This window comes from Streptomyces sp. NPDC127114 (assembly GCF_042677525.1).
Taxonomy (GTDB): domain Bacteria; phylum Actinomycetota; class Actinomycetes; order Streptomycetales; family Streptomycetaceae; genus Streptomyces.
In genome coordinates this window covers 58,001-72,037 of sequence record NZ_JBHXTJ010000007.1, presented here as the reverse complement: position 1 = coordinate 72,037, position 14,037 = coordinate 58,001, and the positions used below count along the sequence as shown (strand labels likewise).

18 protein-coding genes are annotated in these 14,037 nt (G+C 73.7%); 12 read left to right on the top strand and 6 right to left on the bottom strand.

Features of this window, described 5'->3' with window-relative positions:
- Positions 1–16: 16 nt before the first annotated feature.
- Both ACFVGS_RS09745 and ACFVGS_RS09740 read left to right on the top strand, forming a co-directional pair.
- Positions 17–814 carry a thymidylate synthase gene (locus ACFVGS_RS09745; protein WP_384415431.1) on the top strand — a complete coding sequence of 266 codons (798 nt, stop codon included), beginning with the start codon at positions 17–19 and terminating at the stop codon, positions 812–814.
- On the top strand, positions 814–1,542 hold the full coding sequence (locus tag ACFVGS_RS09740) for a dihydrofolate reductase (protein WP_385692042.1): 729 nt from the start codon (positions 814–816) through the stop codon (positions 1,540–1,542). The genes ACFVGS_RS09745 and ACFVGS_RS09740 overlap by 1 nt, the downstream gene beginning before the upstream one ends.
- Before the next feature lie 35 nt (positions 1,543–1,577).
- Here ACFVGS_RS09740 and ACFVGS_RS09735 read toward each other — a convergent pair whose 3' ends face one another.
- Positions 1,578–2,228 carry a TetR family transcriptional regulator C-terminal domain-containing protein gene (locus tag ACFVGS_RS09735; protein ID WP_385692039.1) on the bottom strand — a complete coding sequence of 217 codons (651 nt, stop codon included), beginning with the start codon at positions 2,226–2,228 and terminating at the stop codon, positions 1,578–1,580.
- A gap of 71 nt (positions 2,229–2,299) precedes the next feature.
- Here ACFVGS_RS09735 and ACFVGS_RS09730 point away from each other — a divergent pair, with 71 nt between their 5' ends.
- The 4 genes from ACFVGS_RS09730 (at position 2,300) to ACFVGS_RS09715 (ending at position 5,140) form a co-directional block, all read left to right on the top strand.
- Complete coding sequence (locus ACFVGS_RS09730) at positions 2,300–2,536, top strand: hypothetical protein (RefSeq protein ID WP_384415423.1); 237 nt, start codon at positions 2,300–2,302, stop codon at positions 2,534–2,536.
- Positions 2,530–2,682, top strand: coding sequence for a hypothetical protein (locus ACFVGS_RS09725; RefSeq protein WP_385692036.1), 153 nt, complete (start codon positions 2,530–2,532; stop codon positions 2,680–2,682). The genes ACFVGS_RS09730 and ACFVGS_RS09725 overlap by 7 nt, the downstream gene beginning before the upstream one ends.
- Positions 2,683–2,774: 92 nt before the next feature.
- The gene (locus ACFVGS_RS09720; RefSeq protein ID WP_385692033.1) at positions 2,775–4,184 is read left to right on the top strand and encodes an NAD(P)/FAD-dependent oxidoreductase; all 1,410 of its coding nucleotides are present in this window, start codon (positions 2,775–2,777) and stop codon (positions 4,182–4,184) included.
- 50 nt (positions 4,185–4,234) lie between these two features.
- Positions 4,235–5,140, top strand: coding sequence for an RNA polymerase sigma-70 factor (locus ACFVGS_RS09715; protein ID WP_385692030.1), 906 nt, complete (start codon positions 4,235–4,237; stop codon positions 5,138–5,140).
- 256 nt (positions 5,141–5,396) lie between these two features.
- On the opposite strand, the gene ACFVGS_RS09710 is transcribed toward ACFVGS_RS09715, so the two are convergent.
- Positions 5,397–5,756, bottom strand: coding sequence for an ArsR/SmtB family transcription factor (locus tag ACFVGS_RS09710; protein WP_384415412.1), 360 nt, complete (start codon positions 5,754–5,756; stop codon positions 5,397–5,399).
- A gap of 129 nt (positions 5,757–5,885) precedes the next feature.
- Between ACFVGS_RS09710 and ACFVGS_RS09705 the strand changes: the two genes are divergently transcribed.
- From ACFVGS_RS09705 to ACFVGS_RS09695, 3 genes are all read left to right on the top strand, one after another.
- Complete coding sequence (locus tag ACFVGS_RS09705; protein WP_385692027.1) at positions 5,886–6,041, top strand: hypothetical protein; 156 nt, start codon at positions 5,886–5,888, stop codon at positions 6,039–6,041.
- A 1-nt stretch (position 6,042) separates the two neighbouring features.
- Complete coding sequence (locus ACFVGS_RS09700) at positions 6,043–7,077, top strand: serine hydrolase domain-containing protein (protein WP_385692024.1); 1,035 nt, start codon at positions 6,043–6,045, stop codon at positions 7,075–7,077.
- A 99-nt stretch (positions 7,078–7,176) separates the two neighbouring features.
- Positions 7,177–8,208, top strand: a complete 1,032-nt coding sequence (locus tag ACFVGS_RS09695) for a hypothetical protein (protein ID WP_385692021.1) — start codon at positions 7,177–7,179, stop codon at positions 8,206–8,208.
- Here the strand turns inward: ACFVGS_RS09695 and ACFVGS_RS09690 are convergent.
- Entirely contained in the window at positions 8,184–8,885 is a 702-nt protein-coding gene (locus ACFVGS_RS09690) for a TetR/AcrR family transcriptional regulator (RefSeq protein ID WP_384415401.1), read from the bottom strand. The genes ACFVGS_RS09695 and ACFVGS_RS09690 overlap by 25 nt on opposite strands.
- Before the next feature lie 127 nt (positions 8,886–9,012).
- Between ACFVGS_RS09690 and ACFVGS_RS09685 the strand changes: the two genes are divergently transcribed.
- The 3 genes from ACFVGS_RS09685 to ACFVGS_RS09675 all read left to right on the top strand — a co-directional run bounded on the left by ACFVGS_RS09685 (position 9,013) and on the right by ACFVGS_RS09675 (position 12,417).
- Entirely contained in the window at positions 9,013–9,624 is a 612-nt protein-coding gene (locus ACFVGS_RS09685) for an NADPH-dependent FMN reductase (protein WP_384415398.1), read from the top strand.
- A 13-nt stretch (positions 9,625–9,637) separates the two neighbouring features.
- Positions 9,638–11,185 carry a DHA2 family efflux MFS transporter permease subunit gene (locus tag ACFVGS_RS09680; RefSeq protein ID WP_385692018.1) on the top strand — a complete coding sequence of 516 codons (1,548 nt, stop codon included), beginning with the start codon at positions 9,638–9,640 and terminating at the stop codon, positions 11,183–11,185.
- A gap of 107 nt (positions 11,186–11,292) precedes the next feature.
- Positions 11,293–12,417, top strand: coding sequence for a 4Fe-4S binding protein (locus ACFVGS_RS09675; RefSeq protein ID WP_385692015.1), 1,125 nt, complete (start codon positions 11,293–11,295; stop codon positions 12,415–12,417).
- On the opposite strand, the gene crcB (ACFVGS_RS09670) is transcribed toward ACFVGS_RS09675, so the two are convergent.
- From crcB (ACFVGS_RS09670) to crcB (ACFVGS_RS09660), 3 genes are read right to left on the bottom strand one after another with little or no spacing between them, the layout of a single operon-like run.
- Entirely contained in the window at positions 12,414–12,767 is a 354-nt protein-coding gene (gene crcB / locus ACFVGS_RS09670) for a fluoride efflux transporter CrcB (protein ID WP_384415388.1), read from the bottom strand. The genes ACFVGS_RS09675 and crcB (ACFVGS_RS09670) overlap by 4 nt on opposite strands.
- Positions 12,764–13,216 carry a DUF190 domain-containing protein gene (locus ACFVGS_RS09665; protein ID WP_384415385.1) on the bottom strand — a complete coding sequence of 151 codons (453 nt, stop codon included), beginning with the start codon at positions 13,214–13,216 and terminating at the stop codon, positions 12,764–12,766. Before ACFVGS_RS09665 ends, crcB (ACFVGS_RS09670) begins: the two co-directional genes overlap by 4 nt.
- Positions 13,213–13,626 (bottom strand): fluoride efflux transporter CrcB, encoded by a 414-nt coding sequence (crcB, locus tag ACFVGS_RS09660; RefSeq protein WP_384415382.1) that lies wholly within the window; start codon positions 13,624–13,626, stop codon positions 13,213–13,215. Before crcB (ACFVGS_RS09660) ends, ACFVGS_RS09665 begins: the two co-directional genes overlap by 4 nt.
- Positions 13,627–14,037 lie beyond the last annotated feature (411 nt).

Genomic DNA, 14,037 nt, shown 5'->3' with positions numbered 1-14,037 from the left:
ATTAGACTCGGGCACCGTGGCGGACACCCAGTACGAAGATCTGTTGAGGCACGTGCTCACTTCCGGTACGGCCAAGGCCGACCGGACGGGGACGGGCACCCGAAGCGTGTTCGGGCACCAGCTGCGCTACGACCTCTCCAAGGGGTTCCCGCTGGTCACCACCAAGAAGGTGCACCTCAAGTCGATCGTCGTCGAGCTGCTGTGGTTCCTGCGCGGCGACTCCAACGTCGGCTGGCTGCACGAGCACGGCGTCACCATCTGGGACGAGTGGGCCGACGAGAAGGGCGACCTCGGGCCGGTCTACGGCGTGCAGTGGCGCTCCTGGCCCGCCCCCGACGGCCGGCACATCGACCAGATCAGCGAGATCCTCGACACCCTGCGCCGCGACCCCGACTCCCGCCGGATGATCGTCTCCGCCTGGAACGTCGCGGAGCTCGACCGCATGGCGCTCGCGCCCTGCCACGCGCTGTTCCAGTTCTACGTCGCGGACGGCAAGCTCTCCTGCCAGCTGTACCAGCGGAGCGCCGACCTGTTCCTCGGGGTTCCGTTCAACATCGCCAGCTACGCCCTGCTGACCCACATGGTGGCGCAGCAGGCCGGTCTCCAGCCGGGCGACTTCATCTGGACCGGCGGCGACTGCCACATCTACGACAACCACGTCGAGCAGGTGGAAGAGCAGCTTTCGCGCACTCCGTACGCGTTCCCCGAGCTGAAGCTCCACCCCGCGGACTCGCTCTTCTCCTACGAGCGCTCCGACGTGGAGGTGCTGAACTACCAGCACCACCCGGCGATCAAGGCCCAGGTCGCGATCTGATGGGCGTCGGGCTGATCTGGGCACAGGCCCACGACGGAGTGATCGGCGTCGCGAACACGATTCCGTGGCGGCTGCCCGAGGACATGACGCACTTCAAGGCCACCACGGTCGGCCGTCCCGTGATCATGGGCCGCAAGACCTGGGACTCGCTGCCCGTACGGTTCCGCCCGCTGCCCGGCCGGCGCAACATCGTGGTGACGCGCGATCCCCTGTGGGCCGCCGACGGCGCCGAGCGCGCCGGATCCGTCCCCGAGGCGCTCGCGCTCGCGGCCGGGCCGACGGCTGCCGGGCCGACGGCTGCCGAGCCCACCACCGTCGGCCCCACGGCCGCCGGCCCCGCGACCGCCGAGCTCACGGCCGCCGAGCCCACGGCCGCCGCCCCCGAGCCCGCCGGCCTCGCGACCGCCGAGGCTTCCGCCGCCACCGCGCCTGCCGTGTGGGTGATGGGCGGCGGAGAGATCTACCGTGCCGCCCTGCCGTACGCCACGACGGTCTCCGTGACCGAGGTCGACGTGACCGTGGAGGGCGACACCTACGCCCCGACCCTGGACGCGGCGACGTGGACGGTCACCGACCAGGACTCGGACCGGGACCTGGACTCGGACCGGGACTCTGACCGGGACCGGGACTCTGAACGGGACCGGGACTCTGACCGGGACCGGGACTCTGACTGGGCGACCTCGACGACCGGGCTGCGCTACCGCATCCGTACGTTCGTCCGCCGCTGAGCGGCGGCGGCCCCGCCGCCGCCCGCCCCCTCCCCTCATTTCCCTTCCCCGCCGGTCTCCGTCCCTTCGCGACCGGCCAGGCCCTCCAGATGGGCGCGCAGCACCTCGGTGCAGGTACGCGGTTCCACGAGCGACGGCTGGAGTACGCCGCCGAGGCCGAGGCCGTCCAGGAGTGCCGTCAGCCGCTCGGACTCGACATCGAGGTCGAGGCCGGGGCGCAGGACGCCCGAGGCGTCGAGCCGGTCGAGCACCCGGCGCACCAGGCTCCTCGTTCCCTCCGCGGCCTGGCGTGACAGGTCTCCGAGCGCCGGGTTGGTGCGGGCGGCCGTGTTGAAGTCCAGGAAGACGGTGACCTCGGCCCGGCGCTGCTCGTCGAGCGGCAGGAGCTCGGCCAGCAGGCCCTCGGCGAGGGCGAGCTGATCGGCGCGGGGCCGCCCTTCCAGCCCTCCGGTGCGCTCGATCCGGGCGAGCAGCCGTGCGCCGACCCGGTCGAGCATCGACCGCATCGCGAAGCGCATCAGGTCCTGCTGGCTCGCGAAGTAGTGCCGCAGCGAACCGATGTTGAGCGCCGCCTCGTCGGCGACGGTGCGCAGCGAGGCGCGCTGCAGGCCTTCCCGGACGACGACCCGGAACAGCGCGTCGACGACCAGGCGGCGGCGGGCCTCGGGATCCACGTACTTGGGCATGGCGCTTTTCTATCACGCCTGTGATAGAAAAGGATTTATCACGGTCGTGATACAACCCTGGAGGGTTCCTCGTGGAGACGTACCTCAATCTCGCGCTCATCAGGTTCGGCCTGGTCGCAGGCGGTCTCGTGATCCTCGCGCTGCTGGCCTTCGCCGTCGCCGTCACCCTCAGGAGGAAGGGCCGGCTGGACGACGTGCGCCCGTACGTGGATCCCGTACTGCGGGCCGGGCTGCGCGCCGCCACGCGACGGCTCACCGACGGCCGCGGAACGGCGGCCGGGGCGCGACGGCGGAGCGACCGGTGGTGACCGGCCTCTCGGCGGCGGACTCCTCCGGCCTCCTCCAACACCTGCTGCTCGACCGCGCACTGAAGGTGGTCATCGTGGTCGCGGCCCTCGGCGTCCTGGCGCTCGGCATGGCGGTGATCTGGCGACGAGCGGGAGGAGGGAAGTGACCTGGGTCACTTTCTGTCACGCCTGACGGCCGCCCGGTGTCTTGATGCCGAACCCGTGACGAAGACGGAACACGGCAGACGGAGGGGACACCATGACCGACAAGACCAGCGCCGCCGCCGACAACACCAGCGCCGCCGCCCGGAACGCCGCCCACGACGACGCCGACGCCGGCACCCGCAGCACCTCCCCCGCTGCCGTCCGCGCCGGCGCCCACGTCGTCGTGATCGGTGGCGGGTACGCCGGCGTGATGGCCGCGAACCGGCTCACCCGCCGCGACGACGTGACCGTGACCCTGGTCAACCCGCGCCCCGTCTTCGTCCCGCGGCTCCGGCTGCACCAGCTGGTGGGTGGCAGTCACGACGCGGTCGTCGAGTACCGGGACGTCCTCGCCGATCGCGTCCGGCTGGTCGTCGACGGCGTGACGCGGATCGACGCGGCCGCGCGCACCGTCGTCCTGGCGGAGGGCGGCACCCTCTCCTACGACCACCTGATCTACGCGGTGGGCAGCGCGAGCGCCGCCCCGCGCGTGCCCGGAGTGGCCGAGTTCAGCCACTCGGTCGCCACCCTCGAGGAGGCGCGGCGGCTGCGGTCCGTCATGGACGCCACGCCCGCCTCGGCGCCGCTCACGGTCGTCGGCGGCGGCCCGACCGGCATCGAGACCGCCGCCGAACTCGCGCAGCAGGGCCGCCGGGTGACCCTCGTCAGCGGCGGCACGCTCGGCCCGTACCTGCACCCCAGGGCCCGGCGTACGGCGGTCAAGCGGCTGGCACACCTCGGCGTGACCGTCCTGGGAGCTTCCGGCACGGAGGGCACGGAGGGGTCGAAGGGCTCGGAGGGGGCAGAAGGCTCGCAGGGGTCCCAGGGGCCGGAAGGCGCCAGGGTGGTGGCCGTGACGCGTGACGCCGTCCACCTCGGCGACGGCCGTACGCTGCCGAGCGCGGTGACCATCTGGACCGCCGGGTTCGGCGTGCCCGATCTCGCCGCGCGCAGCGGACTGAGCACCGACGCGGCCGGCCGCCTGCTCACGGACGAGACCCTGACCTCCGTGGACGACGAGCGGATCGTCGCCGCCGGGGACTCCGCGGCCCCGGCGGACCGCTCGTTCCGGATGAGCGCCTACGCCGCGGGCTGCCTGGGCGCCCACGCCGCCGACACCGTGCTGCACCGCCTCGCGGGCGAGCGGCCCGAGCCCGTCGACCTCTCCTTCTCCGCCATGTGCATCAGCCTGGGACGCGGCTCCGCCGTCTTCCAGCTCGCCCGCAAGGACGACACCGCGCTGCCGCTGTACGTCGGCGGGCGCGCCGGGGCCAAGCTGAAGGAGATGTCCTGCGAGTTCAGCGTCAAGCACCTCGCGAAGGAGGCCCGCGAGCCCGGTTCGCACAGCTGGCCCAAGGGAGCCAAGGGAGCCAGGGGAGCCGAGGGAGCCAAGGGAGTCGGACGCGAGCCGTCGGCAGGGGCCGACCGGGGCGAGCTGCTGACGGCGGCCGCCGTCAAGTCGTAGTCTCGGCAGCCCATTTGATCACTCACAGGACCGAAGGAGAACGCCCGGACATGGACGACGACGACCGCGCCGGTACGGACGAGGCGACCGAGGCGTTCGTCGCCCACCGCAACCTTCTCTTCACCGTCGCGTACGAGATGCTCGGCTCGGCCGCCGACGCCGAGGACGTCCTCCAGGAGACCTGGCTGCGCTGGTCGGAGGTCGACCTGACGCAGGTCACGGACCGGCGCGCGTATCTCGTACGGATCGCCACCCGGCAGGCGCTCAACCGGCTGCGCTCCCTGAAGCGCCGCCGGGAGGCGTACGTCGGCCAGTGGCTGCCCGAGCCGCTGCTCACCGCGCCGGACGTGGCCGAGGACGTCGAGCTGGCCGAGAGCATGTCGATGGCGATGATGCTCGTCCTGGAGACGCTGGCACCGACGGAACGCGCGGTGTTCGTGCTGCGCGAGGTCTTCGACGTCGATTACGCCGAGATCGCCGAGGCTCTCGGGAAGACGCCGGCGGCCGTCCGCCAGATCGCCCACCGCGCCCGCCGGCACGTGGACGCCCGCCGCCCGCGTACGAGGGTCTCCCCCGAGAAGGCGCGGGCGGTCCTCGAGTCGTTCCGGCGAGCGCTCGAAGCGCGGGACCCGCAGGCCTTCCTGGACGTGCTCGCCCCGAACGTGGTGCTCGTCAGCGACGGCGGCGGCGTGAAGCGCGCCGCGCTGCAGCCGATCGTCGGCGCGGACAGTTTCGTCCGCTTCTACCTCGGCGGCTCCGCGAAGGCGGGGGTCACGGTCACCTGCACGCCCACGACGGTCAACGGAAGCCCGGCGCTCGCGGTGCGGGTCGACGGCGAGCTGGACGGGGTCATGGCGGCCCGCGTGGAGGACGGCCGCATCGCCGGCATCTACTTCGTGCGCAATCCCGAGAAGCTGACGCGCGTCGCCGCCGAGACCTCGCTCACCCTGCGCTGAACGCCCCCGACCCGGGTCGGCCTCGCCCGGCCTGGGTCGGCCTCGCCCGGCCCGGGTCAGCCTCGCCCGGCCCGGCCGGCCTAGCCCGGCCCGGGTCCACCTCGCCCGACCCGGCCGCTCTACCTCGCCCGGCCCCGCCTCCGCCGGGTCGGGGCCCGGTTCGGCCGCCCGCCGTTCGCCGGTCAGGCGTCATCGACCGCCGGGAGCGGGTCTCGGCCGTACGCCGGGCGGGCGCCAGCCGCAGGCCAGGCGGGCGTCAGTCGTGCCAGGGTTCGCCCGTCACCTGGTGGTCCGCGTGGCTGATGGCCTCGACGACCAGCCGCTTCATATGGCCGTCCGGCAGCGAGTAGACCACCCGGCGGCCCTCCTTGCGGGACTCCACGAGCCCGCCGAGCCGCAGCTTGGCCAGGTGCTGGCTCACGGCGGGCCGGGCCGCGCCCACCGTCCCGGCGAGCGCGCTGACGTCCGACTCGGCGCGCGACAGGAGCCACACGAGGTGGAGGCGGGTGGGATCGGCGAGCAGCGCGAAGACGCGTGCGGCCGCGTCGAGTTCGCGGGCGCCGGGTGTGCGCTGGTGGGCGCCGGTGGCGTCAGGGGTGCCGTCGCGTGGAGCCATGAGGGAATCGTAGGCACATCGGGGCCGGCGGGGACGGGCCGAGCGGATCTGGCGGAAACGGACGGAGGGCCCGCAGGCCGCCGGCGAAGATCACCGCGGGGGCCGCGGGGGTCTGTCGGCGGCGAGCCGTTGCCCGTCACCTGGCTGCCCGAGCAGCTCACCTTCGCCCGCTGGTACGCCGCCCACGGCGACAGCCTCCTCGTCCCCGCCGTACGCGCCGTTACGGACACCGAGGGCACGGAGGGCGGCACGGTCGTCAGGGCCGTCCGGCGGGTAGACAGCTGATGTGAACACGACCGTCGCCGCGTCCCGTATCGAGCGGCTTCTGGAGAACGGGGTCCGCGGGCAGGTGTATCCCGGGGCCGCGTGGGCCGTCGGTGACGCCGGTGGGAGGCTGGCGGGCGGGGGCGTCGGTGCGCTCGCGCCCGGGGAGCGGCCCGTCCGCGCCGGCGACGCGCTGTTCGACCTCGCGAGTCTCACCAAGGTCATCGCCGTCTGGCCGGTCGTCGGCACGCTCGTCGAGAGCGGCAAGCTCCGACTCGACGTGAGGATCGGCGAGTTCTGGCCCGAGGCCGCTCCCCACGCGCTGGGCGACGTCACTCCGCTCCAGCTGCTCACCCACACCGCCGGGCTGCCGCTGCGCGCCAACCTCCGTGCCCTGTACGGGACCGATCCGCAGGACGTACGGGACGGAGTGCTGCGCGAGCGGCTGCGGCGGCGGCCGGGTGAGGCGGTGGAGTACACCGACCGCGCCGCGCTCGTCCTCGGCTACCTCGCCGAGTTCCTGACCGGAACGTCCCTGCGGGAGCTGGCCGGGACCCGGGTGTGGGAGCCGCTGGGCATGACGGACACGCGGTACGGGCCGCTGTCCGCGCCGCTGGCCGCGCGGGCGGCGCCGACCGAGTACGACGAGGAGACCGGCGCCCATCTCCGCGGCACCGTGCACGACTTCTCCACCCGGCTGCTCGGCGGCGCCTGCGGTATCGCCGGCACCTTCTCCACCACCGGCGACCTGGGGCGCTTCCTGCGGCAGGTGCTCGACCCGGTCCGGCCGCCGTTCGGCGCGGAGTGGGCGGCCGAATCGCTCCGCGTGCGGACCGGCCGACTCGTACCGCCGCGCGGCCTGTTCTGGCACCTCGCGCCCGGCACCACGGCGCGCGACGACATCTGGGTCCACTACGGCTTCACCGGCACGGGCATGTGGGTCAGCCCCACGCGCGGGCGCTGGGCCGTACTCCTCACCAACAAGCTCTACTTCACGCGCGCGACGGGCCCGATAACCGCCGTCCGCGACGCCTTCCGCGAGGCCGTGTTCCCGTAGCGACACCCCACCTCGACCGGCCGTGACCGTCAGTGACGATTGTGACCGGATCAGGCCGGAATCGTTGCACGCCGTAAACGATCACGCGGAGGTGCGACGGTGGTTGAACAGCGGACGGCGTTGATGACGGGGGTCGGCACGGATACGGATTCCCCGGCAGCGAGCGCGCTTTCAGCGGCAGCGCCGGACGCGGCCTCGGCGGTCTTCCTCGACGAACCCGCCGCCGTACGCCGCGCGGCCGACGAACTCGCCGACGGACGCGCGGTGCTGCACGGCTTCGCCGGCCTCTACGCGTTGACCGCCCGTCCCGAGCCGGAGGCCGTCGCGCGGGTCAACCGGCTGAAGGGCCGCCCGGAAGGGCAGCCCGGCAGCGTCACTACCGTGCCGTCCCTGGTCCCCGGCCTCTTCGACTGGACCCGGCTGCCCGCCGAACTGCCCCGCAGGCAGGTGTGGTCGCTGATGGAGGAGCTGTACGAGCTCGGTCCGTTCGGCTTCCGGGGGCCGGCCGCCGACCGGCTGCCCGGGCATCTGACGGCGGTACGGGACGGGGTGAGGACCGTACAGGTCATCACCCCCGGCCGGCTCTGCCCGTCGAACGAGTTCCTGGCCGCGGCCCTCGACCGGATCCGCTCCGGGCCCGAACCCGAGCCCGCACACGGCACCAGGCCCCATGCCGAGCCCCGCACCGAGCACCACGCCGAGCCTCACACCCAGCCCCGGGCCGAGCCCGGCCCCAAGGCCGGCCCCAAGTCCCGTCCCAGCGGCGGCTTCCTCTTCGTCACCTCGGCCAACCGGTCCCGCGAGCTGCCCCATTGGCGCGGTGACGGTGCCGTCCGCGACTTCGGGCACGAGCCCGGCGTACGGATCCTGGCGCATCGCGACGACGAAGCGGCACGGCGGCGGTATCCGCACCACGCGCCCGTGTCGGTGAGCATCGTGTCCTTCCACCGCCCGGCCGGCCGCGGCCGGGCGGGGCTGCCGGCGCTGACGCTGGAGCGCCCGGGCTCCCTGTCGGCCGAGCACATCCGGTCCGTGGCCGCGAACCACGGCTTCTCGCTGGTCGTCGCCCCGGCTGCCGCCGCCGGTCCGCGGCCCGGCCCGCGCGTCTACCTGCCGCCCGTACGCCGGTAGCCGTAGGCGCGCAGGAAGGCCGCCACGCCGCCGCGCAGCAGGCGTTCGGTCTCGGTCTCCGCGAGCGGCAGGACGCCGTAGTGGGAGCGCTGCAGGACGGTGGCCGAGGTGAGGGCCAGGAAGTGGCCGCTCGCCAGCGGGGCGTCGCCATGAAGGTCGAGGAGGCCGTCGTCGGCGAGCGCGGTGAACGCGGCGGTGAGCGCGGCGGCGACCGGTGCCGGCCCCGCCTCCTGCCAGGCCTCACGGACCTCGGCGGGGACGTGGTCGGCCTCGGCGGAGATGTGGCGGACCAGGGCGAAGTGGTCCGGGTACTCGGCGATGAGGTCGGTGAACGCGCGGGCGAGGGCGACCAGGTCGCGTTCGAGCGCGTCGGGGTGGGGCGGCCGCTCGGGGTCCACGAGGGCGTTCAGCCGGGTGAGCTGGGCGTCCCGCACCTGGTTGGACGTCCAGGTGACGACCGTCTGGAAGAGCTGGGCCTTGCCGCCCGGGAAGTGGTTGTAGAGCGTGCGCGTCGAGACCCCGGCCGCGGCGGCCAGCGCGTCGACGGAGGCGCGCGCGTAGCCCTCGCGGCCGAAGGTCGCGCAGGCCGCGCGGACCATGGCGAGCTGTTTCTCCAGCTTGCGGGGCGGGACCTCGCGCCGGGCCCGCTCCATCCAGGCGTCGTTGGTGCTGCTCATGCCTGCACCTTACGCGCGACCACCCCTCAACTACAACGCACGTTGCACTTTCTACAACGAGCGTTGTACCTTCCTGGTGTTGCCGGACGCACCGGGCGTCCCGGCCACTCGTCGAGGGGGAACAGTCATGTCCGAAACCACCGTCGGGACCCACGCACCGCTGCGCGTCGTCGTCCTGGTCGGCAGCGTCCGCGACGGCAGCACGGGACCCGCCGTCGCCGGATGGTTCACCGGGATCGCGGAGCGGCACGGCGGCCTGGAGCTCGACGTGATCGACCTCGCCGAGGTCGACCTGCCGCTGGCCATGCCCGCCTGGGGCGGCCGGCCCGGCGAGCGCGCGGCGGCCGCCCTCGCCGAGGTCACACCGCGGCTCGCGGCCGCCGACGCGTTCGTGGTCGTCACGCCCGAGTACAACCACAGCTTCCCGGCCGCGCTGAAGAACGTCATCGACTGGCACCGGGCCGAATGGCAGGCCAAGCCGGTCGGCTTCGTCTCGTACGGCGGGATCGGCGGCGGCCTGCGGGCCGTCGAGCAGCTCCGACTGGTCTTCGCCGAGCTGCACGCCACCACCGTGCGCGACTCGGTCAGCCTGCACGGCCCGTGGTCGGCGCTCGGCGAGGACGGCGAGCCGCGCGACGCGACGGTCGCGGAGGGCGCCGCCAAGGGCATGCTGGGCCAGCTCGCGTGGTGGGGGCGGGCGCTTCGTACCGCCCGGACCGAACTGCCGTACCAGGTCTGAGAGGGCTGCCGTCATGAGCAAGACCGAACTCCGCGACGACGCCCGCCTCCCGAACCGCACGTCGACCCCCGGCGCACCCGCCACCGCCACCGCATCCACGCCCGGGCCCGGACCCGCGTCCGCGTTCGGGTCCGGGCCCGGGCCCGAACGCGGACGAGCGTCCACGTCCCCGTCCCCGTCCGGTGCCGCCGGGACGCCGCTCAACCGAGTCCTCGCCGTCACCATCCTGGGCTCCGTCATGGCCGTCCTGGACATGACCATCGTCAACGTGGCCCTGCGCAGCCTCTCCGAGGCCTTCCTCGCCCCGCTGGAGACCATCCAGTGGACCGCCACGGCCTACACCCTGGCCCTCGCGGCCGTCATCCCGACCGCGGCCTGGGCCATGGGCCGGATCGGCGCCAGGCGCACGTACCTCACCGCGCTCGTCCTGTTCACCCTCGGCTCCCTGCTCGCCGCGCTCGCCTGGGACGCGGCCAGCCTGATCGCCTTCCGTGCCGTCCAGGGCCTCGGCGGCGGACTGCTCATGCCGGTCGGCATGACGATGGTGATGCGGGCCGCCGACCCGGCCCGGATGGGACGGGCGATGGCATTGGGCGGACTGCCCATCCTGGTCGGCCCGGTGGTCGGGCCCACGCTCGGCGGCTGGCTCGTCGACGTCGCCTCCTGGCACTGGATCTTCCTGGTCAACCTGCCCCTCGGCGCCCTGGCGCTGGTGCTCGCGGGACGGCTGCTGCGTCCCGACGCGCCGCGCGCCGGCGACCCGGCGCCGCGTCTGGACGTCCCCGGTCTGCTGATGCTCTCTCCCGGGCTCGCGCTGCTCCTGTACGGGCTCGCGCGCGGCGGCGAGGGAGCGGCGGCGGCCGGCGCGTTCGCCTCGCCCGGCGTCCTGCTGCCCACCGCGGCCGGTCTGCTCCTCGTCGCGGGCTTCGTGCGGCGGGCCCTGACGGCGCGTGAGCCGCTGCTCGACCTGCGGCTGCTCCGCGACCGCACGTTCGCGGCCGGGATCGGCACCCTCGCGCTGTTCACCTGCGGCTACTTCGGCTCGATGCTGCTCGGTCCGGTGTACTGGCAGGCGGCCCGCGGGTTCAGCGCGAGCGCGGCGGGACTGCTCGCGGCCCCGATCGGGATCGCCGTCGGCGTGACCATGCAGATCGCCGCCCGCCGCATCGACACCACCTCGCCGCGGCGCCTGATCCCGGCGGGTGTCGCCCTCGCCGCGTTCGGCATGGGGCTCTCGGCGCTGCAGACCGGCGTCGCGGGCGTGGCGGCCTGGCGGGTGGTCGGCGCGGCGATGGTGATGGGCGTGGGCGCGGGCATGGTCCTGATGCCGACGATGACCACCGCGAGCCGGAACCTGCCGAAGGAGCGGATGGCGGCGGCGAGCACCGCACTGAGCATCAACTCGCAGCTCGGCGCGTCGGTCGGTACGGCGCTGTGCTCGGTGGTCCTCGGCGCGGCGGGCACCGACCCGGCCGGCTTCCGGATCACGTACGCGGTCGCGGCGGCGCTGCTCGCCCTGGCGCTCGTGCCCGCCCTGTTCCTTCCGGGCCGCCGCCCCTGACCTCGCCAGCGCTCCCTCCCCCACAAGTCGGTCTTGTTTTCCAACTCACCACCCCCCTAGTGTGTCCAGAAATCAAACTGACACACCCTAGGGGGGCGTGGCGTTCCATGGGAGCAGCCAAGAAGCTTCCGGCCCGGCTGGCCGACCACCCGTCCGTACGCGCCGTGCTCGCCGCCCGCGACGCCGACTCCGGTACCGACTCCGGCACCGGCACCGACTCCGGCAACGGCACCGCTCCCGCGGTGGTCGACGCCGACTGGCTGCGCGAGCTGTGCCTGCGGGCCGGTGCGGACGACGCGGCGGCCGTGAGCCTGGACCATCCCGATCTGGCGGGCGAACGGGAGTACGCGGAAGGCGCGTTGCCCGGGACGCGGACGCTCGTCTCACTCGTCGTGCGGATGAACCGGGACGACGTGCGCTCGGCGGCCCGCAGCGTCGCCAACCACGAGTTCCACCGGGCCGGCGAAATCGTCAACGACGCGGCCCGGACGGTCGTACGGGAACTGCAGGACGCCGGATACCGGGCGGTGAACCCCTCCGCGACCTTCCCCATGGAGATGGACGACTTCCCCGGCCGCATCTGGGTCGTCGCCCACAAGACGGTCGCGGTGGCGGCCGGCCTCGGAGTGATGGGTCTCCACCGCAACGTCATCCATCCGCGCTTCGGCAGCTTCGTCCTGCTCGCGACCGTCCTCCTGGACGCCGAGGTCTCCTCGTACGGCGAGGCGCTCGACTACAACCCGTGCGTGGAGTGCAAGTTGTGCGTGGCCGCCTGCCCCGTCGGGGCGATCTCCAAGGACGGCGACTTCGACTTCCTGGCGTGCGCGACGCACAACTACCGCGAGTTCATGGCCGGGTTCACCGACTACGTGCAGACGGTCGCCGACAGTGCCGACGCGGCCGACTTCCGCTCCCGGGTCACCGACGCCGAGAACGCCTCCATGTGGCAGAGCCTGGCCTTCAAGCCCAACTACAAGGCCGCCTACTGCCTGGCCGTCTGCCCCGCCGGCGAGGACGTCCTCGGGCCGTACCTCGACGACCGCCGGCACTTCATGAACACCGTTCTGCGGCCCCTCCAGGACAAGGCCGAGACCCTGTACGTCCTGCCCGGCTCCCCCGCGAAGGAGTACGCGGAGCGCCGCTTCCCGCACAAGGCGGTCAAGGAGGTCAGCGGGGGCTGGCGGAAACCGGCCCCCAAGGAGGACGCCACGCGGCCGCCGGACGCCCCCTAGAGGGTGCCCGCGAGCGTGACGCCCAGCCACACCGCGCCGAGTCCGGCCGCGATGCTCCCGAGGACGTTGGCCGCCGCGTAGCCGCGCGCGCCCGTCTCGTACAGCTTCAGCGTCTCGTACGAGAAGGTCGAGTACGTGGTGAGCGCGCCGCACAGACCGGTGCCGAGGAGCAGTCCGACGCGGGCGGAGGCGACGCCGGTGAGCAGGCCGAGGAGGAGCGAGCCGACGACGTTCACCGTGAACGTGCCCCAGGGGAAGACGGAGTCGTGGCGGGCCTGGACGGCGCGGTCGGTGAGGTAGCGCAGCGGCGCACCGACGGCGGCGCCCGCGACTACGAGCAGCCAGTTCACCCGCGCGGCTCCCGGCCCCCGTCGTCCTTGCCGTCCCGGTTCCCGTCCGCGGCCCTCTCCCCGTTCCCGTCACCGGCCCCGTCACCGGCCCCGTCCGGCCGCGGTGTCGCCCCGGCCGGGCCGTACCGTACGACCTCGCAGGCGTCGAGCAGGATGAGCCCGCCGTCCGTGAGCAGCTCCTCCACCTCCGGCAGGAAGGCCCGTACGCGCTCCTCCGTGTCCACGACGAGGACCGCCACGGGCAGGTCCTCGCCCAGCGAGAGCAGCCGGGCGGTGTGCACCAGCGCGGAGGAACCGAAGCCCTCGACGCCGTGGAACACGGAGGCCCCGGCGAGTCCGGCGGCGTGCGCGCGGTGCACGATCTCGGTGGACAGCGGCCGGTGGTGCCAGGTGTCGTTCTCGCCGACGAGGACGGTCAGGCGCAGCGCGGGGCCCGCGAGCCGGGTCATGACGGCCTCCTTCGCGCGGCGGCGGCCCGGGCGGCGACGACGCCCGCCCAGACGGCGGCGAGCGCGGTGACCGCGGTCCCGCCCAGGTAGAGCAGGGCGCGCGGGGCGTCGCCGGTGGCGAGCAGCCGCTGGGTGTCGAGCGTGTAGGTCGAGAAGGTGGTGAAGCCGCCGCAGACGCCGGTGCCGAGGAAGGGGCGCAGCAGCGGGTGGGGCGGTGAGGCGGTCTCGGTCGCGACCACCATCAGCGCGCCGAGGAACGCGCAGCCGGCCGCGTTGACGGTGAGGATCGTCCAGGGGAAGGCGCCGGCCGGAGTGGGCCAGGCGAGGGTCGCCGCGTAGCGGGCCGCGGCACCGAGTGCGCCGCCGACGGCGACGGCCCCGACGACGGGTAGCTGTGCGCGGAATCCCATGAGGCCAGATTAGGCGCAGACGGCGGCGCGACCGACGCGGAGCCGGCACCGGGCGCGGACCCGAAGCGGACACGAACGGACCCGGGCGCGAACCGCAAGCGGGCGCGGACCCGAAGCGGACCCGAAGCGGACTGGGCGCGAACGCCAGGCGGCCGAAGGCCGGAAGAGAAACGAGGCGCACAGGCGCGGTCCCCGGCCTGGGGCATTAACCGGAGCCCGGCCCGTGCTGCCTCACGTTGATGTTCCGGGCGGATAGTCACACCGGTCAAAGGCCGTGCGGCGAGTCTGTCAGATCCCCCCGTGGGGTATCGCGGCCCCGGATCGGAACGGCGGCGGACCGGTGTCCGGCCGGTGAGAGGGCCCTGCCGCGGGCTTCCGGGGGAGGGTGTGTGGTCCGGCCACCACCAGGCG